A 20149-nucleotide genomic window follows, 5' to 3' on the forward strand; every position below is an offset into this window, starting at 1 on the left:
CTCGTTGCTCCCTAGCCCAGCCGGGGCTTGATCTGCTCGATGAAGTAGGTCCGCTTCTGCTCCGGCGTCAGGTGGCAGGCGGCTCCGCGGCCCTCGGGCAGCAGAGGCCTGTCGCCGGCGCAGGACACACCGCCGGGGACCTTGTCCTTGAACTCGCAGCGCGGGTGGAAGGGGCAGCCCGACGGCGGGTTGAGCAGGCTGGGCGGAGTGCCCTCGATCGGCCGGAGCTTCTGGCTCACGTCCCCGCCGAGCCGGGGCATCGAGCTGAGCAGACCCCAGGTGTACGGGTGCTGGGGGGCCCGCAGCACCTCGCCGGTGGTGCCCCGCTCCACGGCCCGGCCGCCGTACATCACCATGATGTCGTCGGCCACGTCCGCGATCACGCCGAGGTCGTGGGTGATGAAGATGATCGCCGACCCGAACTCCTGCTGGAGGTCCTTGAGCAGGTCGAGGATCTGGGCCTGGACGGTGACGTCCAGGGCGGTGGTCGGCTCGTCCGCGATCAGCAGGTCGGGGTCGCACACCAGCGCCATGGCGATCATCGCGCGCTGCCGCATACCGCCCGAGAACTGGTGCGGGTAGTCGTCGACGCGGGTCTTGGGGTGGGGGATGCCCACCTTCTCCAGCATCTCGATGGCGCGCTCGCGCGCCTCGCGCTTGGAGGCGCCCGTGTGCTTGCGGAAGGGCTCCCCGATCTGGCGGCCGATGGTGTAGTACGGCGACAGCGCGGTCAGCGGATCCTGGAAGATCATCGCCATCTTGTTGCCGCGCAGACCCTCCATCGTCTTCTCGGAGGCGCCGGTCAGCTCCTGGCCGTCCAGGACGATCTCGCCGGTGATCTCCGTGGACCGCGGGTTGTGCAGGCCCAGGATGGCGAGGTTGGTGACCGACTTGCCGGAGCCGGACTCGCCCACGATGCCGAGCGTCTTGCCGCGCTCGACCTCGAAGGAGAGGTTGTTCACGGCCTTGACGATGCCGTCCTCGGTGGAGAACCGGACGTGGAGGTCGCGAACCGAGAGGAAGGAACCCGCCCCGGTCGGGGACGGCGCGCCCTCGGTCTTGGTGAGTGTGGTCACGGTCGTTCTCCTAGGACAGGCGCACACGCGGGTCGATGAACCCGTACACGGCGTCCACGACGAGGTTGCAGAGCAGGATGAAGGCGGCGCTGACCAGCATGACGCCCATGGTCAGGGGCAGGTCCTTGTAGAGGACCGACTCGACGGCCAGGCGTCCGACGCCGGCGAGGCTGAAGGTCAGCTCGGTCACGATGGCGCCGCCGAGCAGCGCGCCCAGGTCGATGCCCAGGATCGTGACGATCGGGGTCAGCGAGCCGCGCCAGGCGTAGCGGAAGAAGACGTACTTCTCGGACATGCCCTTGGCCTTCGCCGTGCGGACGTGGTCCTCCTGCAACTGTTCGATCAGGGTGGACCGCGACATACGGGTGTAGTTCGCGGTGAAGATCAGCGACATCACGAACCACGGGATCAGCAGGCCGACGAACCAGGCCGCCGGGTTCTCCGTTATCGGCACGTACTTCGGTGAGGACAGCCAACCGGTGCTGTAGACCAGCAGGCCCAGCACGATCGGGCCCAGGAAGTAGATCTGCATCGAGCTGAGGACCAGCGAGGCGGAGCTGAAGGCCTTGTCGATGAAGGTGCCCTTGTTGCGGGCGGCGATCATGCCGGCGCCGAGACCGAGGGTGAGGAAGATGACCAGGCCGCCGACGGTCAGGGAGAGCGTCAGGGGCAGCCGGTCGATGATCGTGTCCCACACGAACCGGTCGTCGTTGAACGACACACCGAAGCAGGGGGCGTCGCAGTGGCCGACGGCGAAGTCCCGCCCCGCCACGATGCCCTTCATGAACTCCCAGTACTGCGCCGTGATCGGCTTGTCCAGTCCGAGGTTCTCGTGAATGATCGCCAGGTTCTGCGGGGTGCAGTTCTTGCCGCACGCCAGCAGGGCCGGGTCCTGCGGGATGGCGAAGAACATGGCGAAGGTGAAGGCACTGATCAGGATCAGGATGACGAAGGCGCCGACCGACCGGCGAATGAGGAATTTAAACATGGTGGTGGTTCGCAGCTCTCAGCACGGCGACAACGACGACGGGGGTGGGACGTGCGAAGCGAAAGCCCGTGGGCGGGCCCCCGGGGGGTTCTCCCCCGGGGACCCACCTCATGAGCCGGTTACTTCTTCAGGTACAGCTGGGTGAGGTCGATGTAGCTCTTGACCGTGCTGTACCGGGCACCACCGATGTTGGAGCCGTAGATCTGCAGCTGCTTGGTGTAGTACAGCGGAGCGGCCGGGTTGACCTCTTCCACGATGTACTTGTGCAGCTCGACCCACTCCTTGGTGGCCTCTTCCGGGTCCTGGATCTTGGAGATCCGGTCGATCTCGCCGTTGACGTGCTTGTCGTTGATGTGCGAGTAGTTCGACGCGCCGTCGGCGATCTGGTCACCGTCGTAGACCGGCGGGATGACGGTGGAGATGGACGGCCAGTCCTGGCCCCAGCCGGTCATGTAGATGTCCAGCTTGTTGTCGACCTTGCCGACCTGCTCGTACCAGGTGGAGGGGTCGATGTCCTTCTTCTGGACGTCGAAGCCGGCCTTCTCCAGGGCGGTCTCGATGATGACGGCCTGCTTCTGGCGGTGCGGGGCGTTGGCGTAGGCGTAGGTGAGCTTCATGCCCTCCTTGCCGGCTTCCTTCAGAAGCTGCTTCGCCTTCTCGATGTCGCCGTTGGGCTTGTCGAGCTTGCCGTACGGGTCGTAGCCGTCCTCGTAGCCCGGCAGGGTCGGGGCGAGCAGACCGCCGGCCGGCTCACCGGCGTAGGAGCCGCCGTCGGGGCGCAGGATCTGGCCGTTGGGCAGCGCGTGGGTGATCGCGTCGCGGACCTTCTTGTCCTTGAGGCGGTCCATGTTCATGTTCAGCTGCCACACGTAGGGCTGGTAGCCCTTGATCGTGCGCTTGTCGGCCTCTTCGATGACCTGCTTGATCTTGGTGGAGTCCACCGAGCCGCTCATCTGGATGGCGTTGGCGGACTCACCGCGGTCGGCCAGGATGCGCTCGGTCTGGTCCGCGCGGTCGTGGTTGAACGTGATGTTCCAGGCGTCCACGTACTGGTGGCGGGAGGGGTCCGTCTTCGGGTCCCACTCGGTGTTCTTGACCAGCTTCATGGACTTGCCGGGCTTGAAATCGGCGATCTTGTACGGGCCGAGCGCCACGGGCTTCTGGTCGTACTTCGCCTTGGTGTCGTCCTCTTCGGGGACGATGGAGTAGCCCGGCATCGCGAGCGCCTGCGGCAGGTCGGGCTGCGCGGTCTCGAAGTGGAAGACGATCGTCTTCTCGTCCGGGGTCTCCAGGACGGAGTCGGGCAGGTGGTCGCCCTCGTACGGACCGTCGGGCAGCTCGTCGCGGTAGCCGGGACCGCCGGACAGCCACTGCTGGATGTAGGTCGGGCCGTCGGTGATGTGCTTGGAGTACAGGCGCTCGATGGTGTGGCGGATGTCCTTGGAGGTGATCGGGTCACCTTCCTGGTCCTTGATGCCGTCCTTGAGCGTGTACGTCCAGGTCTTGCCGTCGTCGGACTGCTTGCCCGAGTCGGTGGCGAGGTCGCCCACGACGGTCAGGCTGCCGTCCTCGGCCTGGGTGTAGGTGGTCAGACCGCGGTGGATGAGACCGGAGAGCTGGCCGGCGTCGCTGACGTAGATCTGGCCCGGGTCCAGGTGGGAGAAGTCGTCCTCCTGGTAGACCCGGATGGTGCCCCCCTCCTGGGCGCCCTCGACCGGCTTGGCCGGGCCCTTGGAGGCGGCGGCGTCGCCGTACTCGACCGCCGCGGACTGGGCCTTGGCGGCCTCCTTGTCCTTGGCGCTCTCCTCGCTCTTGTTGCCGCCGTTGTCGCTGCCGCCGCCGCAGCCGGTCAGCACCAGCGAGCCTGCCGCGAGGGCGATGAGCGCGCCCCTCAGTGTGCGCGATCGGATGGGATTCATGATGCTTGTGCACCTGCCTGTCAGTTGGGATCCGTCTGCTGCCCTGTCGCCTCCGGTCGCCCGGGTGCGGGGGTGGCAGCCCCCCTCAGATGGACGTGATCAGCGTCCGGACTTGGGGTCGAAGGCGTCCCGCACGGAGTCGCCGAGAAGGTTGAAGGCCACCACGAAGATCACCATGGCGATACCGGGGAAGAACATGTACGTCGGGTCGTCCTGGTAGATCTTGGCGGCGGTCCTGAACATGCGCCCCCAGTCCGGCGTCGGCTCCACGTAGCCCACGCCCACGAAGGACAGGAAGGCCACGGAGAGGATCGTCGCGGGAAGCATGTAGGTGGCCTGCACCAGGATCGGGGTGACCAGGTTCGGCAGCAGCTCCTTGCGGATGATCCGCCAGGGCGACGCCCCCGAGACCTTGGCGGCCTCCACGAACTCGCGTTCGCGCAGGGTGAGGGCCTGGCTGCGCACCAGGCGCGCCATGCCCATCCAGCCCAGGAGCCACAGGACGACGATGATCGCGGACGCCCGGACGTAGACCGGGGTCTCGTCGACGGGCGACACGAAGACGGCCACCACCACGGGCATCGCCGCGATCAGGGTGAGCTGGCTGGGGAGGGCCATCATGAAGTCGGTGACCCGGCCGATCCAGTAGTCGACCTTGCCGCCGAAGTAGCCGCCGACCAGACCGATCAGCACACCGGTGGCCACCATCAGGATCGTCACCGGCAGAGCGGTGTACAGCGAGGTCCGCATGCCGTACAGCAGCTGCATGAAGACATCGCGGCCGAGCTCCGGCTCGATACCGAACCAGAACTCGGAGGAGATGCCTCCGTTGGGGCCGGCCGGGAAGCCGAACTCGTCCAGCAGTTCGTACTGGTCCTGGCCGTACAGCGTGTACGGGTCCTTGCCGTAGAGCCAGGAGACGACCGGTGCGAGGGAGGCGATCAGGAAGAAGAAGATCACCACGAATGCACTGATCACACCGACGCGGTCGCGCTTGAAGCGCAGCCACATCAGCTGGCCGGGTGAACGGCCGGCGAGCTGGCCGCCACTGCCGGCGGTCTGCTCTTTGCTCAGGCTCTCGGCGTCCGGGCCAGGGTTGTCGGCCTGGGCTGTCGCAGCCTGGGTTGGACTCGTCATCGCGTTGCGCCCCCGCGCTGTGGGTGTTGGCGGAACCCGCTCTTTCTTCGGCACTGGGAAATGCCATGGGCTGAGCGGACTTTTGCAATCGGTTCCCAGCTCAGTCAAGAGGTCTTGGCCCTCGGTTGGCCACTCTCCGCACATCTTGAGCGAAGGTTTTGCAGATTGAGGTCCCAGCGTGCTTGACAAGCTCCAGAAGAGTCGGACATATAGCAACTTTGGACTCATAAAGAGTTAATGAATCCGCAACCTAGCCGTCGCTGCGCCGATATACGAACGCGCCGTTCTGAACTGCGTACGGACCTCTCGTGACACGCCCGCAACCCGGAAGATGTCCCCCGAAAGAGTGGACGCGCGTAGATCCACCTCGCACGGACGCCTGCCAAAGCCGTTGCGATGGCAAACGATGGCATGTTCGCGCGGCCTGTTCCGCGCCATGGCGCCGACGGGGGCGGAGCTCTGCGGAACCGTCCGTTCCACCCGCCCGCCGCGCACCCCCCGCAGGTGTCCGCCGGGGCCGCTCCCGGGCGCGGCGGCGCCGCGCGGACACGGCGGGCCGCCGCCGCCAAGGCGGTGGGAACAGCTCCTCGCACGAGCGCCTCCTTCGGAGCCTGGACATCCTCTCCCCGGAGCCATATCACCTCATAAGAGACTTTTCCCGCCGCTACGCCGAACGGGCTCGCGGAGTGCTCCGGCGGCCGCCCGGATGCCGCACGGCCACCGCACGCCGCCGGCCCCGGACGGTCCCGGAGGGTCCCGGACGGTCCCGGACGGTCCCGGGCAGCGCGAAGGGGCGCCGCGGACCGGTGCGGTCCGCGGCGCCCCTTCGGACGGATCGCCGGGCGCGTCAGGCGTGCTTGGCCCGGGAAGCGGCGCGGGCGCGCTCCTTCTGGTCGAGGACGACCTTGCGGATGCGCACGGCTTCCGGGGTCACCTCCACGCACTCGTCGTCACGGCAGAACTCCAGGGACTGCTCCAGCGACAGCTTGCGCGGCGGGACGATCGACTCGGCCACGTCGGCGGTCGAGGACCGCATGTTGGTGAGCTTCTTCTCCTTGGTGATGTTGACGTCCATGTCGTCGGAGCGGGAGTTCTCACCGACGATCATGCCCTCGTACACCTCGGTGCCCGGCTCGACGAAGAGCACGCCGCGCTCCTGGAGGTTGGTCATCGCGAAGGCGGTGACGGCCCCGGCGCGGTCCGCGACGAGCGAGCCGTTGTTGCGGGTCTTCAGCTCGCCGAACCAGGGCTCGTGGCCCTCGTGGATGGAATGCGCGATACCGGTGCCGCGGGTCTGGGTCAAAAACTCCGTGCGGAAGCCGATCAGACCGCGGGAGGGCACGACGAACTCCAGGCGGACCCAGCCCGAGCCGTGGTTGGACATGTTGTCCATCCGGCCCTTGCGGACGCCCATGAGCTGCGTGACGGCGCCCATGTGCTCCTCGGGCACGTCGATGGTCAGGCGCTCGACCGGCTCGTGGACCTTGCCGTCGACCTCCTTGGTCACCACCTGCGGCTTGCCGACGGTCAGCTCGTAGCCCTCCCGGCGCATGGTCTCCACCAGGATGGCCAGCGCCAGCTCGCCGCGGCCCTGCACCTCCCAGGCGTCGGGGCGCTCGGTGTCCAGCACGCGCAGTGAGACGTTGCCGATCAGCTCGCGGTCGAGGCGGTCCCTGACCTGGCGGGCGGTGACCTTGCGGTCCTTGACGGCCGCCTTGGCGTCCGCGCCCTTGCCGGTGCCGCCCCGGCCGACCAGCGGCGAGGTGTTGGTGCCGATGGTCATGGAGATCGCCGGCTCGTCGACGGTGATCAGCGGCAGCGCGACCGGGTTCTCCGGGTCGGCCAGCGTCTCGCCGATGGTGATGTCCGGGATGCCGGCGACGGCGCAGATGTCACCCGGGCCCGCCACCTCGGCCGGCTTGCGGGTGAGCGCCTCCGTCATCAGCAGTTCGGTGATGCGCACGCTCTGCACCGAGCCGTCGCGCTTCATCCAGGCCACCGTCTGGCCCTTGCGCAGCTCGCCCTGGGCCACGCGCAGCAGCGCGATGCGGCCGAGGAAGTTGTCGGCGTCCAGGTTGGTGACATGGGCCTGGAGCGGGGCGCCCTCCTCGTAGGAGGGGGCGGGGACGTGCTCCAGCAGCGTGGAGAAGAACGGCTCCAGGCTGTCGCTGTCGGCCGGGACGGTGCCGTCGGCCGGCTTGGTCAGCGAGGCCACGCCGTCACGGGCGCAGGCGTAGACGATGGGGAACTCGATCTGCTCCTCGTCCGCGTCCAGGTCCAGGAAGAGGTCGTAGGCCTCGTCGACGACCTCGTCGATACGGGAGTCGGGCCGGTCGGTCTTGTTGATGCACAGGATGACCGGCAGCCGGGCCTGGAGCGCCTTGCGCAGCACGAAGCGGGTCTGCGGCAGCGGGCCCTCGGAGGCGTCCACCAGCAGCACCACCGCGTCCACCATGGACAGGCCGCGCTCGACCTCGCCGCCGAAGTCGGCGTGGCCGGGGGTGTCGATGATGTTGATGGTGACGGGGGCGCCGCCGTCCTTGGGGTGGTACTTGACCGCGGTGTTCTTGGCGAGAATGGTGATGCCCTTCTCGCGTTCCAGGTCGCCTGTGTCCATCACGCGGTCGTCCACCTGGTCGAGCTGGTGGGCGGCGAAGGCGCCGGCCTGCTTGAGCATGGCGTCGACCAGGGTCGTCTTGCCGTGGTCTACGTGGGCGACGATGGCGACGTTACGGATGTCGTGGCGCGTGGGCATACTGGGGGCGCTTCTCCCGGAATCGTGGATGGCGGCGCGACCGGTGCGTCGCGCGCCCGCCGGGCTGATCATCGCCACGGCCTGTCATCCCTCCATGTTACGGGCCCGGCGCCGGTGGAGGGGGCCCGGCGGCTCCCCGCGGCCCCGGACCGCGTTCGCCGCGACCGTAGGCCGCGCCCGTGTCCCACCGGTGACACCGGGGTGACCGCCCGCCGACCGGGAGCTTCGCCCCGCGCCGGGACGCGGGCGCGGCTCCTCCGCGAAGGCGGTGTGACGTGCGGCACTCCCGCCCGCGGCCCCGCGCATGGCGGGAGCGGGGACGGAGCCGGCGGCCCCTTCAGAACAGGCTCAGCAGGGCCTCGGCCGAGTCCGGCGGTTTGGGCTCACCCTCCCGGGGGAGCGCGAGTTCGAACCAGACCGTCTTCCCCCGCGGAGTGCGGCGGCTGCCCCAGCCCGAGGAGAGCAGGTCGACCAGTTGCAGACCGCGGCCGCCCTCGTCGGTGTCGCGGGCACGGCGGCGGCGGGGCTGGACGAGTCCGGAGTCCCAGACCTCGCACACCAGAGTGCGGTCCAGCAGCAGGCGCAGCCGTATCTCTCCCCCTGGCTCCGCCGGGGGGACCCCCACCCCTGGCGCCTCCGCCGGGGGGACCCCCACCCCTGGCGCCTCCGCCGGGGGGACCCCCACCCCTGGCGCCTCCGCCGGGGGGACCCCCACCCCCGGTTGCGCCGGAAGGGCTCCCGTCCCCGGCTGCGCGGAGGAGACCCCCATGCCGTGGCGCAGAGCGTTGGTGACCAGCTCGCTGACGAGCAGTTCGGCGGTGTCGGCGAGGTCCTCCAGATCCCACGCGGCCAGCAGGCGGCGGGTCAGATCACGGGCGCGGGCGACCGAACGGGGCTCGGCCGGCAGCCGCCAGTCGCCCACCGAATCGGCGGGCAGCCCCTGGATCCGGGCCAGCAGCAGGGCGATGTCGTCCTCGCCGTGATGGGTCTCCAGAGCGCCCAGCACCTCGTCGCAGACGTCCTCCAGCGGGCGGTCGGGGCCCGACAGGGTGGTGCGCAGCGCCTGGAGCCCCTCGTCCAGGGACTGGTGGCGGGACTCGACCAGGCCGTCGGTGTAGAGGGCGAGCAGGGCGCCGTCCGGCAGCTCGACCTCGGTCTCCTCGAACGGCTCGCCGCCCACCCCCAGCGGCACGCCCTTGGGGACCTCCAGCAGCAGCGCGGACCGCTCGCCGCCGTCGTCGCGCGGCTCGACCAGCACGGGCGGCAGATGCCCGGCGTTGGCGAAGGTGCAGCGGCGGGTGACGGGGTCGTAGACGGCGTAGACGCAGGTGGCCAGATAGACCTCGGAGAGGTCCGCGGCCGGGCCGCAGTGACCGTCGCGGCCACCGCGGCCGTCGCGTGAGGCGCCCAGGCCCTGGGCGATCTCGTCCAACGCGCCCAGCACCTCGGCGGGTTCCAGGTCCAGCAGGGCCAGGGTGCGCACCGCGGTGCGCAGTTCGCCCATGGCCACGGCCGCGCGCAGGCCGCGGCCCATCACATCGCCGACCACCAGAGCGGTGCGGTGTCCGGGCAGTTCGATGACGTCGAACCAGTCGCCGCCCACCTCGCTGGCCGTACTGCCCGGCAGGTAGCGGCAGGCGATGTCGAGCCCGGCGGCCTCGGGGTCGTCCGGGGGCAGCAGGCTGCGCTGGAGTATGAGCGCGCGCTCGTGCTCCCTGCGGTACAGCCGCGCGTTGTCGACGCACACGGCCGCGCGGGCGGCCAGTTCCGCGCCGAGGGCGGCGTCCCGCTCGCCGAAGGGCTCGCTGCCCTTGGTGCGGGAGAACTGCACCAGCCCGAGCACCCGGCCGCGCGCGACCATCGGCACGGCGAGGGTGGACCGCACCAGGGTGCCCGTGACGCGCTGGACGCGGGCGGTGCGCAGCGCGTCGGCGTACGGGGAGCCGGCGGGGTAGCGGTGGATGCCGCCGGGTTCGACGTGGTCCGGGTCGGGGGCGCCGCCCGTGTGGTGGCCGAGGGTGATCGGGCCGTCGGAGACGGCGCTGGCGAAGGCCACACGCCGCAGCGGACGGGTGCCGTCCAGGCCGTCCGCCACCCGGGGGTCCTCCCCGGAGAACACCTCCGGATACAGGTCCACGGAGGCCAGGTCGCAGAACTGGGGCACGGCCACGTCGAGGAGTTCGCGGGCGGTGGTGTCCAGATCCAGGGAGTTGCCTATCCGGGCCCCCGCGGCGTTCAGCAGCGCCAGGGCCCGGCGTACGTCGTCGGGCTTTCCCGCCTCGGCCGGAATGTCGCTCAACGCCGCCCCTTCCTGTTCCGGTCCAGCATCCTTCCGGGCGCGCTCCGCCCGGAACCCGCTGGTCCCGTCCGCCGCACGGTTTCCGCCACGTCCGGCGGGACCGGGCCGCTCCCGTCCCCTCTCTCCTAACCAGGCGGAGTCCGCTCGAACCACGCGCCGTGGCGGCGTGGCCGTCCCCGACCGGGCCCGGCGGCGGCACCGCGGCCGGAAGCGCAGGACGCACGATGTGGCGTGGCGCAATTTTTCCGGTGTGTTGGACACAGCGTCAAGGCGCAGGTGGGACCGCTGTTCCGGGGTACGGGAGTGGAACCGAGCCCATCGCCGTCACGGCAGGCTCAGTTCGAACCACACGGTCTTGCCGATCGGGCCGTGGCGGGTCCCCCAGCGGCGCGCCCCGCGGGCGACGAGCTGGATGCCGCGCCCGCCCTCGTCGTCCACGGCGGCGTTGCGTTCGCGGGGCGGGGCGGGCAGCGGGTCGGAGACCTCCACCAGCAGGGAGGCGCCGCGCACCATCCGTACGCCGATGGGCCCGTGGGCGTGGCGCATGGAGTTGGTGACCAGTTCGCTGACGAGCAGCACGGTGTCGTCGGTCAGCGGCTCCAGTCCCCAGCCGCGCAGGACGCCGCGGACGGCGTCACGGGCCCGGCGCACGGCGTAGGTCTCGGCGGGGAAGGTCCAGGCGGCGGCGCTGTCCTCGGGCAGGCCGCCGAGCCGGGCCAGCAGCAGCGCCACGTCGTCCACCGAGCCCACCGGGCCGGCGGGCTCGGTGGGCCCGGTGGAGGCGGAGGGCGCGGTGCCCGGGTCCAGGTCGCCGAGCACCCGGTCGCAGACGTCCTCCAGGAACGGCTGGGCGGGCAGGCCGCCGAGCAGGGACACCAGGCGGTCCAGCCCCTCGGTGATGTCCTCGCCGCGGTGCTCGATCAGTCCGTCGGTGTAGAGCACGAGGACCGACCCGTCCTCCACCTCCAGGGTCAGGGACTCGAACTCCACCCCGCCGACGCCCAGCGGGGCGCCCGACGGGGCCTCGATCTGGCTGACCTCCCAGCCGTCGCCCCGGCCGGTCAGCAGCAGCGGCGGCATATGCCCGGCGGTGGCCAGGACGCACTGGCGGGTGGAGGGGTCGTAGACGGCGTAGACGCAGGTGGCCATCAGGGGCTCGTCGGGCCCCTGTGCGAGGTCGTCGGCCAGGTCGTTGACGCGTCGCAGCAGTTCGTCGGGCGGCAGGTCGAGGGCGGCCAGGGTGCGCACCGCCGTGCGCAGCTGCCCCATGGTGGCCGCGGCGCGCAACCCGTGGCCCATCACGTCGCCGACCACCAGGGCGACCCGGCCGCCCGCCAGGGGGATCACGTCGAACCAGTCGCCGCCCGCCTCGGCCTCGGCCTCGGCGTGGCTGCCCCCGGGGACGTAGCGGTAGGCGATCTGCACTCCGGGCGGCGAGGGCACCTGCTGGGGCATCAGGCTGCGCTGGAGCATCAGGGCGCTCTCGCGCTCGCGGGCGTAGAGGCGGGCGTTGTCCAGGCTGATGCCGGCGCGCCCGGCCAGTTCCATGGCGAGCGCGAGGTCGTCGCGGTCGAAGGCGGCGCGGCCGTCGGCCCGGTTGAGCAGCAGCAGTCCCAGGACGGTGCCCCGGGCGCGCAGCGGGACGACCATCAGGGAGTGGATGTCCAGGTCGAGGGCGGCCTGGACCTTGGGATCGCCCGGGTAGGAGGCGGAGACCAGCTCCTCGCGGGACATCACCAGATGGGGGGCGGCGGAGGTGAGCACGCTCTCGAAGATCGACCCCCTCTCCAGGGCGATGTCCTGGCCTACCCTCAGCATCCGCTCCACGACCGGGCCGCGGTCCTTGGCCGCGGCGCCGAGCTGGAGCAGCGGGGCGCCGGACGGCCGGGCGGCGCGGGGCAGTTCGCCGCCGTGGGCGACGGCGCCGTAGAGCATCACGCTCGAGTAGTCGGCGAAGCGCGGGACGAGGGCACCGGCGAGCGTCCTGGCGATTTTGGGGACGTCGAGCAGGTCGCCGAGGGCCACGCCGACGTCGTCCAGGAGTTTCAGCCGCTGCCGGGCGCGCTCGATCTTCTCCATCGCGTCGCGCCGCTCGGTGACGTCCATCACCGTGGAGCTGACGCCGAGGACGCGTCCGTCGGGGCTGGTGAGCCTGCCGTACGACACCGAGCGCCAGCCGTGCCCGTCGGGCGCGGCCAGGACGGTGTCCACCACGGGGCGGCCGGTCTCCAGCACGAGGGACTGGATATGGGCGAGGGTGTCGGCCATGTTCTGCGGCAGGACCTCGTGGACGGTCCTGCCGAGTGTCTCGTGGACCGGCCTCCCGTTGAGCCGGGCGAGTGCCTCGTTGGCGCGGACGTAGCGGCGCTCGGTGTCGAAGACGGCGATGCCGAGCGGGGAGGTGGCGAAGAGGGCGTCGAGGGCTGCGAGGTCCTGTTCGACGGCGCGCAGCCGGGAGGTCTCGACGATGTTGGCCAGAACGAACGGTTTGCAGTCGGGGGGCGTGAGCAGGGAGGCTCGGCCCTCGACCTCCACGGTGTAGCCGTCGCGATGGCGGACGCGCATGCTGCCGCGCCAGTACCCGTTCTCCCGGAGTGCCCGGTAGATCTCGCCGTGCGGGACGGGGGCTCCCGAGGCCGACTCGACGGGGGCCTCGGTGAGGTAGCCGCCGTAGTAGTGGCCGACCATGGCCTGGGCGGGCCACCCGAGGATCTCCTCGATCGTGGGGCTCCACAGCATGATGTAGCCGTCGGTGTCGAACATGACGACACCGACGCGCAGGGTGTCGAGCAGCGAGGTGGTCACGCCCTCGACCGCGCCGTGGAATGCCTTGGGTGGGTCGTTCACGCCGTCCTCGTCCACGCTCGGGCTCTCGCCCGGGCGCGCACCCGGGCCTTTTGGGACTGTTTGTCCGTATACCCGATTGTGCAATGGGTCAGGCGTGATCACCGCCCCCACGGCGCAGGCGCTCGACCAGGTAGCGCCGCTCCTGCGCCCTTCCGTCCACTTCTTCCGCCCCGGCGCCGCCCGCCCGGCCCCCGCCCAGCCGCTCGGCCATGCTCTGGGCCTCGGCCCGGGTGGCGTAACGGCCGACGCGGTAGCGGTTGCCGTTCGGATCCTGCCGTATGACCATCCAGGGGAGCACGGTCCTGCTCTCGCTCATCGTGCGCCCCTCCCGTCCGGCGCCCCGCGCCGTACGACTTCCCCCAACGATCCACCGGTCTGCATATGCCCGAGCCTACGCCCGGACTTCACTCAGCGCATTCGCGTTGGCACAATGCGGCATGATTTCGGCCATGTGTGCGACCGGAGACGGCATCCGCAAGGGGCGCGCGGGAGTGATTCAGCGCACCGGGAGGTGGTACACCGCGCGGTGGCGGTCCGCGGGCACGATCACGTCCGCGGTCTCCACCGGGCGCCCGCCGGCGCGGTACGTCCGCTCGATCACCAGCACGGTGTGCCCCGGCACCCCGCCCAGCACCAGCATCTCCTCCGCCAGCCCGGGCCGGGCCTTGACCTCCTCCACCACGTTGTCCACGACGATGTCGATGGCAGCCATCCGCTCCACCACCCCCCGCCCACCGAGCGGCCCCTCCTCCGGCAGCATCACAGGAGTGCGCCCGGTGACGGCCAGCGGCTCCCACGAGGTGGAGAGCATCGAGGGCTCCCCGCCGACACGGAACAGGTAGCGGGTGCGCATCACCCGCTCCCCCTCCTTGATCCGCAGCCGCTCTGCGACCGCCGGGCCCGCCTCCTCCTGCTCGCTGTGCGACTCCCAGGTGCCCGACACCCGTTCGTCTGCCTGCTCCTGACGGAACGGACCGACCTCGCCGGCCGGCCGGTAGCCGGTACGGATCACCCTGCGCGGCACGGGCCGCTCGCGCACGTACGTCCCCGACCCGGAGCGGCCCTCGACCAGCCCCTCGGCCATCAGCACCTTGCGGGCCTCCAGCGCGACGGTGTCCGAGACGCCGTACTCCGCGCGGATGCGGGCCTGCGACGGCAGCCGGGTGCGCGGCGGAAGCGTGCCGTCGGCGATCTTCCGGCGGAGATCCCCGGCCACACGCAGATATGCGGGCTGCTCACCGAAAGGCACATGTCCTCCCAACGGCTTGACGGTGTGCAACAGCTTGGCAACGGAAGGTTGTACGCCGCAATAATCGGCCAGGGTTTCACCCGATGTGATGAAGTGCTGCTCAGGGCAGGTTTCAAGCACGGAACCGGCCCCCACGGCAGAGCCGTGGGGGCCGGGGCGGTGCGAAGCGGTCAGAGCCGCCGAAGGCCGGTCCGAAGATCGCTCCGGACGCCGGTCCGGAGGCCGGACCGCGAAGTGGGAACCGCGGGGCTCAGAACTGCAGCGCCCAGGAGTTGATCGTGCCGGTGTCCCACCAGGCGTTGTCGCTGACCCGCAGCTTCCAGGTCCCGTTCGCGGTCTCCGAGGAGGCGTCGACGGTGTAGGTGCCGATCACGTTGTCGGCGCTGCCGCCCGTCCCGTAGTCCTTGAGGCGGTAGGCGCTGCCGTCGGGGGCGACCAGGTCGACCCGGAGGTCGCCGCTGTAGGTGTGCCGGATGTCGACCTCGACCTTCAGGTCGGAGGGGGCGTTGCCGCTGACACCCGAGACGGTGATCGGGGACTCCACGGTGGAATTGTCGCGGACCGGGTAGTCGGCGGTGTTCTCGAAGCGGTCACCCGGGTCGCCCGGGTCACCGGGGTCGCCCGGGTCGCCCGGGTCGCCCTCGCCCACGTTCAGCAGCTTGTTCGGGGAGCCGCTGCCGGGGCCGGAGATCGCGCCGGTGACGGCGGCGGAGTCCAGCCCGGACGCGACCTGGGACGGGGTGGCGCCGGGGTTGTCCCCCAGGTACAGCGCGGCGGCGCCGGCGACGTGCGGCGCGGCCATCGACGTACCGGAGATGGTGTTGGTGGCGCTGTCCGAGGTGTGCCAGGTGGAGGTGATGGACGAGCCCGGCGCGAAGATGTCCAGGATGCTGCCGTAGTTGGAGAACGACGAGCGCGCGTCGGAGCTGGTGGTGGATCCGACGGTGATGGCCTCGGCGACCCGGGCGGGCGAGGAGGTGGACGCGTTGGTGTTGGAGTTGCCCGCGGCCACGGCGTAGGTGACGCCGGAGGCGATGGAGTTGCGCACGGCGGTGTCGAGGGTCGAGTTGGCGCCGCCGCCCAGGCTCATGTTGGCCACCGCGGGCTTGACCGCGTTCCGCGTCACCCAGTCGACGCCCGCGACCACGCCGGAGATGGTGCCGGAGCCGTTGTTGTCCAGCACGCGCACGGCCACGATCTTCGCCTTCTTGGCGACGCCGTGGGAGGTGCCCGCGACGGTGCCGGCGACGTGGGTGCCGTGCCCGTTGCCGTCCTGCGCGACGTTGTCGCCGTCCACGGCGTCGTAGCCGTTCACGGCCCGGCCGCCGAAGTCGCTGTGGCTGATCCGCACGCCGGTGTCGATGATGTAGGCGTTCACGCCCTGGCCGGCGGAGTCCGGGTAGGTGTAGCTGTTGTCGAGCGGCAGGGACTGCTGGTCGATGCGGTCCAGGCCCCAGGACGGGGGGTTGGTCTGGGTGCCGGCGATGGAGACCTTCTGGTCCTGCGCCACCGCGTCCACGGCCGGGTCGGCGGCGAGCCTCTTCGCCTCGGCCTCGGTCAGCTGGACCGCGTAGCCGTTGAGCGCCTCGCGGTAGGTGCGCTTGATGCTGGCACCGTACTTCTTCACCAGCGACTTGCCCTTCGAGGAGCCGGCGTCGGCCGCGTCCTCGTCGAGGGTCACGATGTAGCTGTTCTTGATCGCTCCGGGGGCGCCGGCGTTCTGGATCACGCCTTCGGCGGGCGGCGCGGCCACGGCGGTCACCGCGGGCACGAAGCCGATGGCCAGGGCCGCGGCGGTCACCGTGGCCGCACGGGCACGTCTGCGTCGGGTGGGACGCATCGCTGCCATGTGGGGGTCCTCCTCCTGTGGGGTGCGCTACTGAGGGAATGCGCATGGGCATGACAAACCAAGCACCGGGAGGTGCGCGGTGCCCGAACGGTTCGCCGCTCGAAAGATTCGCCGATCCATAGGAAAGACACAAGGGTGCGTGCATGAAGACACGTACATGTCACATGCCGTCAACACACTTCCGGCCACGGGACGCCGGCTTCCGGAACCGGTGCGGCCGGTCCGGCGGCCCGGCCGCCGGACCGGGCCCGGCGGTTGTATCCGCTTTGTATGAGCGCCCCCTTCAATCGCCCCCGTCACCGACCACAAGGGGAAGCCCATGCAGAGACGTTCCCGTCGGATACTCGCGGCCGCGAGCGCGGTCGCCGCCCTCGCGGCCACGGCCCCCAGCGCCGTCGCGACACCGCAGGAGAGCTCACCGGACGCCGTACAGGCCCTGGCCCGGCCCAACTTCAAGATGCCGTTCCTCTGCGGTCAGGTCTGGCGAGGCAGCAACTGGAACGGACACAGCCCGGCCCGCTCGATCGACTGGAACCACTACGACGCGAACGGCAACCCGGACGACTTCAAGCGCCGGGTGTTCGCCAGCGCCGGCGGCACCGTCCTCTCCTCCCACTACTCCACCACCACCGGCTACGGCCACACCATCGTGATCGGCCACGGGAACGGCTGGCGGACGCGCTACGCGCACCTGTACAGCCGGGGGGTCAACAAGGGCGACAAGGTCACGGCCGGCCAGCGGATCGGCCGGGTCGGCAAGTCGTCCGCCAAGTACAGCCTCTCCCCCCACCTGCACTACGAGCAGATCCACAACGGGTCGGTCGTCACCGCGGTCGTGCAGGGGGTCAGCTACCCCGACTACACGACGCGCTACCAGAAGAGCACCAACAGGTGCTGAGGTGACGCCCGCGCCGTGACGGGCGACCGGGTCCGCCGCACCCGACGTCCGCCCCCGCGGGGCGTGCCGCCTCCGGCGCCGCAGGCGGCACGCCCCGCGAACGCGTCAGCACGGCGAACGCAGCTTCGCGTCCACGAGTTCGGCCTGATCGCACACCTGGAGCCGGCGCCACGTCGACAGGGAACGGTGGAAGTAGCGTCTGGCGGTCTGCTCCCGGCCGGTAGCCCGGTGCAGTTCGCCCAGCAGACACGCGACGCGCGCCTCGGCCCGGCGGTCGCCGAGCTGCCGCTGCACGGCGAGCGCGTCCGCCAGCAGCGCCGACGCCCGGCCCGCGTCGCCCTGCCGCAGGCACAGCTCCCCGACGCTCTGCTGCACATAGGCCGCGCAGTGCGTGTCGGCCAGCTCGTCGAAGATGCCGAGCGCCCGCTCCAGTTCGGCCCGCGCGGCGTGCGGTTCGCCGCGCAGTTCGTGCAGCACCGCGATCCGGCGGCGCACCTGCGCCTCCCGGTGCCGGTCGCCGACGGCACGGGACAGCTCCAGGGCGCCGTCGAGCCACGGCGCCGCGGCGTCCGGGTCCCGGCGCTCCAGCCACACCGAGGCGATGGCGTTGTGCGCGACCGCCTCGCCGTGCGGGTCGCCCGCACCGCCGAACCCGCGCAGCGCGTCGGTGAACGCCTTCAGGGCGGCGTCGAGATCGCCCACCACCCGGTGCACGGAACCGGCCCCCACCGCGGCGACCGCCTCGCCCGACGGATGCCCCAGCCGGGCGAAGAGGGCCCGTGAGGTGACGAACGACTCCAGCGCGTCCGTGTACCGGTCCTGGTAGAGGTGGAGTTGGCCCAGGTTGCGCAGCAGCGCCGCGGCCCGGGCACCGGCCGGCTCCGGCATCGCGTCGAGTACGAGCCGGTGCGTTCTCAGCCAGTCGCCGTAGTGGCCGCGCATATCGAAGAAGCCCGCCAGCTCGATGGCGAGATCGGCGGCCCGGGAGACATCACCCAGCCGCAGCGCGGACTCCACCGACCGGACCAGCAGCCGGCGCTCGGTCTCGAACCACTCGACGGCCCGGGCGCGCACCGCGCCCGCGACCGCGGCGGCCGGCCCGGTCGGCCGGGCCGGTTCCCCGAGCACCCCCAGAAAGCGGGTGGGCATCGCCGAGTTCGCGCAGCGGGCGAGCGCGATCAGGGCGTCGACGACCTGCAGTCGGCGCCGCGGGAGCACCCCCGTGCCGTCCGCCTCGGCCAGCTCCCGGGCGTAGCAGCGCAGCAGGTCGTGCATCCGGTAGCGCTGCAGCCCCAGCCGGTCGGTGCCCACCACCTCGACCAGATGCTCGTCGGCCAGCGCCTCCAGCTCCCCGGCGGCCCCGTCGGGGCGGCCCATCGCCACCGCGACGAGCCAGCCGGGCACCGCATCGCCGGTCAGGTGCCCGAAGGCCCGGAAGGCCGCCGCCGCCTGCTCGGGCAGATGGCGGTAGCTCAGCTCCGCGCTCGCCCGCACCTCCATCTCGCCCGTCTGGAGCTGGTCCAGCCGTCCGCGCTCGTCGTGGAGGAAGTCGGCCAGCGTGCCGACGCTCCAGCCCGGCCGGTTGGCCAGCCTGGAGCCGGCGATCCGTACGGCCAGCGGCAGCGAGCCGCAGCCGGCGAGCACCCGGTCGGCGTCGGCGCCCTCCCGGCGCAGCCGTTCCTCCCCCACGATCGCGCCGAGGAGCGCGCGGGCCTCGTCGTGTCTCATCACGCCGATGGGGAAGTGGTGCGCCGGCAGCCCCGGCATCCGGCGGCGCGAGCTGACGAGCACCGCCGATCCGCCGGTCCCCGGGAGCAGGAGGCGAACCTGCGCGGCGCCCGCCGCGTCGTCGAGGACGACGAGGAACCGGCGCTGCGCCATACGCGAGCGCAGCAGCGCGGCCCGCTCGCCCGGTTCACCGGGAACGGCGCTGTCGATGACGCCGAGCCCCCGCAGCATCTCGGCCAGGACATCGGCCGGCTCGCGCGGGCGGTCGCTCATCCCGCCCAGGTCCACGAAGAGCTGGCCGTCGGGGAAGGCGTGGCACACCCGGTGCGCCACATGGACCGCCAGGGTCGTCTTGCCCGAGCCCGGCGGACCCGACAGGACGGCGACGACCGGCTGCCGGCCGGCCGCCGACAGCAACCGCTCCAGCGCGCCGACCTCCTCCGACCGGCCGGTGAAGTCCGGTACGTCCATCGGCAGCTGGCGCACCGGCTCGGCCGGCACCGGCCGGCGCCGGCCGGTGTAGCCGTTGACCTCCTCCCCGGTGCGGCGCAGGGAGGCGCCCGGTTCGACACCGAGCTCGGCCGCCAGGACCCGCTCGGCCTCGGCGTAGGCGGCACGGGCCTGCGCGGTACGGCCCGCCCCGTGCAGCGCCCGCACCAGCATCTGCCACAGGTCCTCGCGCAACGGGTCCTCGGCGAGGCGGGAGCGCAGCTCCGCGACCAGCGGCGCGTACTCCCCCATGCGCAGCCGCACTTCGAGGCACTCGCCGACCGCGGCCGACCGCGCCTCCTCGGCCCTGGCCACCACCGGATCCCACACCACGCTGGACGGCACGTCCTGCAGCACGCTGCCGCGCCACAGGCCGAGGGCCGACTCGTAGCGGCGCAGCGCCGCCTCGTCGTCGCCGCGGTCGCGCTCCGCGCGGGCTCGCTCCAGCCGCTGCTCGAAGAGCGACATGTCGATGTCGCCGGGCGCGGCGTCGAGCGCGTACCCCGACGGCCGGGTGCTCAGCCCGCCGGTGGCGACCCCCGCCTCCTCCAGGGCGCGGCGCAGTGCGCGCACATAGGTGCGGACGTTGGCGACGGCGGACCGGGGGGCGCCGCCGGGCCACAGGACCTCGATCAGCATGTCGAGCGAGACGAAGGCCCCGGGCTGCAGCAGCAGCGTGGCGAGGACCGCCCTCGGCTTGGGACCGCCGATGCGGACCTCGGCACCGCGCCCCCTCACCCTCAGCGGCCCCAGCACCCCGAAAGTCGGATCCCCCATCCACGCGCCCTCCGCGACGGTCCGTGGCTCGGGGGCACAGCGTACTGGCGTACGAGGGACTCGGACAGGTGCGCGCGGAACGCCGCTCTCCGCGGCGGACGCCGGCCGTCCCCGAGGTGTCGTACGGATGCCGCGCGG

The 20149-nt window shown here is 71.4% G+C and carries 11 protein-coding genes and 1 pseudogene; 1 reads left to right on the forward strand and 11 read right to left on the reverse strand.

Going from position 1 to position 20149, the window contains the following annotated elements:
* Window positions 1–11: 11 nt before the first annotated feature.
* The 10 genes and pseudogenes from BM237_RS04340 to BM237_RS04385 all read right to left on the reverse strand — a co-directional run bounded on the left by BM237_RS04340 (window position 12) and on the right by BM237_RS04385 (window position 16119).
* Window positions 12–1076 (reverse strand): ABC transporter ATP-binding protein, encoded by a 1065-nt coding sequence (locus tag BM237_RS04340; RefSeq protein ID WP_093847945.1) that lies wholly within the window; start codon window positions 1074–1076, stop codon window positions 12–14.
* Between the two features lie 10 nt (window positions 1077–1086).
* Window positions 1087–2064 carry an ABC transporter permease gene (locus tag BM237_RS04345; RefSeq protein WP_093847947.1) on the reverse strand — a complete coding sequence of 326 codons (978 nt, stop codon included), beginning with the start codon at window positions 2062–2064 and terminating at the stop codon, window positions 1087–1089.
* 119 nt (window positions 2065–2183) lie between these two features.
* Window positions 2184–3983, reverse strand: coding sequence for an ABC transporter substrate-binding protein (locus BM237_RS04350; RefSeq protein ID WP_093847949.1), 1800 nt, complete (start codon window positions 3981–3983; stop codon window positions 2184–2186).
* 99 nt (window positions 3984–4082) lie between these two features.
* Window positions 4083–5120, reverse strand: a complete 1038-nt coding sequence (locus tag BM237_RS04355; RefSeq protein WP_093847951.1) for an ABC transporter permease — start codon at window positions 5118–5120, stop codon at window positions 4083–4085.
* A gap of 847 nt (window positions 5121–5967) precedes the next feature.
* Window positions 5968–7875, reverse strand: a complete 1908-nt coding sequence (gene typA / locus BM237_RS04360; RefSeq protein WP_093847953.1) for a translational GTPase TypA — start codon at window positions 7873–7875, stop codon at window positions 5968–5970.
* 337 nt (window positions 7876–8212) lie between these two features.
* Window positions 8213–10132 (reverse strand): annotated as a pseudogene (locus BM237_RS04365) (ATP-binding SpoIIE family protein phosphatase); the annotation flags it as partial.
* 366 nt (window positions 10133–10498) lie between these two features.
* Window positions 10499–13021: a SpoIIE family protein phosphatase gene (locus BM237_RS04370; RefSeq protein ID WP_245793393.1), complete on the reverse strand. Its 2523-nt coding sequence runs from the start codon at window positions 13019–13021 to the stop codon at window positions 10499–10501.
* Between the two features lie 88 nt (window positions 13022–13109).
* The gene (locus tag BM237_RS04375; RefSeq protein ID WP_093847956.1) at window positions 13110–13337 is read right to left on the reverse strand and encodes a hypothetical protein; all 228 of its coding nucleotides are present in this window, start codon (window positions 13335–13337) and stop codon (window positions 13110–13112) included.
* 180 nt (window positions 13338–13517) lie between these two features.
* Window positions 13518–14270 carry a GntR family transcriptional regulator gene (locus BM237_RS04380; protein WP_093847958.1) on the reverse strand — a complete coding sequence of 251 codons (753 nt, stop codon included), beginning with the start codon at window positions 14268–14270 and terminating at the stop codon, window positions 13518–13520.
* 250 nt (window positions 14271–14520) lie between these two features.
* On the reverse strand, window positions 14521–16119 hold the full coding sequence (locus tag BM237_RS04385; protein WP_093847960.1) for a S8 family peptidase: 1599 nt from the start codon (window positions 16117–16119) through the stop codon (window positions 14521–14523).
* Window positions 16120–16438: 319 nt separating this feature from the next.
* On the opposite strand from BM237_RS04385, the gene BM237_RS04390 reads away from it, so the two are divergent.
* Window positions 16439–17017, forward strand: coding sequence for a M23 family metallopeptidase (locus BM237_RS04390; RefSeq protein ID WP_175540880.1), 579 nt, complete (start codon window positions 16439–16441; stop codon window positions 17015–17017).
* Between the two features lie 105 nt (window positions 17018–17122).
* On the opposite strand, the gene BM237_RS04395 is transcribed toward BM237_RS04390, so the two are convergent.
* On the reverse strand, window positions 17123–20011 hold the full coding sequence (locus tag BM237_RS04395) for an AfsR/SARP family transcriptional regulator (protein ID WP_093847962.1): 2889 nt from the start codon (window positions 20009–20011) through the stop codon (window positions 17123–17125).
* Window positions 20012–20149: the final 138 nt, after the last annotated feature.

The sequence above is a fragment of the Streptomyces mangrovi genome, assembly GCF_900114215.1.
GTDB classification, from domain to species: domain Bacteria; phylum Actinomycetota; class Actinomycetes; order Streptomycetales; family Streptomycetaceae; genus Streptomyces; species Streptomyces barkulensis.

Bases quoted from the DNA above. Each gene is read 5' to 3' on its own strand.
- BM237_RS04390 (WP_175540880.1), top strand. From the start codon at position 16,439: ATGCAGAGACGTTCCCGTCGGATACTCGCGGCCGCGAGCGCGGTCGCC.
- BM237_RS04355 (WP_093847951.1), bottom strand. From the start codon at position 5,120: ATGACGAGTCCAACCCAGGCTGCGACAGCCCAGGCCGACAACCCTGGC.
- typA (WP_093847953.1), bottom strand. From the start codon at position 7,875: ATGCCCACGCGCCACGACATCCGTAACGTCGCCATCGTCGCCCACGTA.
- BM237_RS04345 (WP_093847947.1), bottom strand. From the start codon at position 2,064: ATGTTTAAATTCCTCATTCGCCGGTCGGTCGGCGCCTTCGTCATCCTG.
- BM237_RS04375 (WP_093847956.1), bottom strand. From the start codon at position 13,337: ATGAGCGAGAGCAGGACCGTGCTCCCCTGGATGGTCATACGGCAGGAT.
- BM237_RS04350 (WP_093847949.1), bottom strand. From the start codon at position 3,983: ATGAATCCCATCCGATCGCGCACACTGAGGGGCGCGCTCATCGCCCTC.
- BM237_RS04385 (WP_093847960.1), bottom strand. From the start codon at position 16,119: ATGGCAGCGATGCGTCCCACCCGACGCAGACGTGCCCGTGCGGCCACG.
- BM237_RS04395 (WP_093847962.1), bottom strand. From the start codon at position 20,011: ATGGGGGATCCGACTTTCGGGGTGCTGGGGCCGCTGAGGGTGAGGGGG.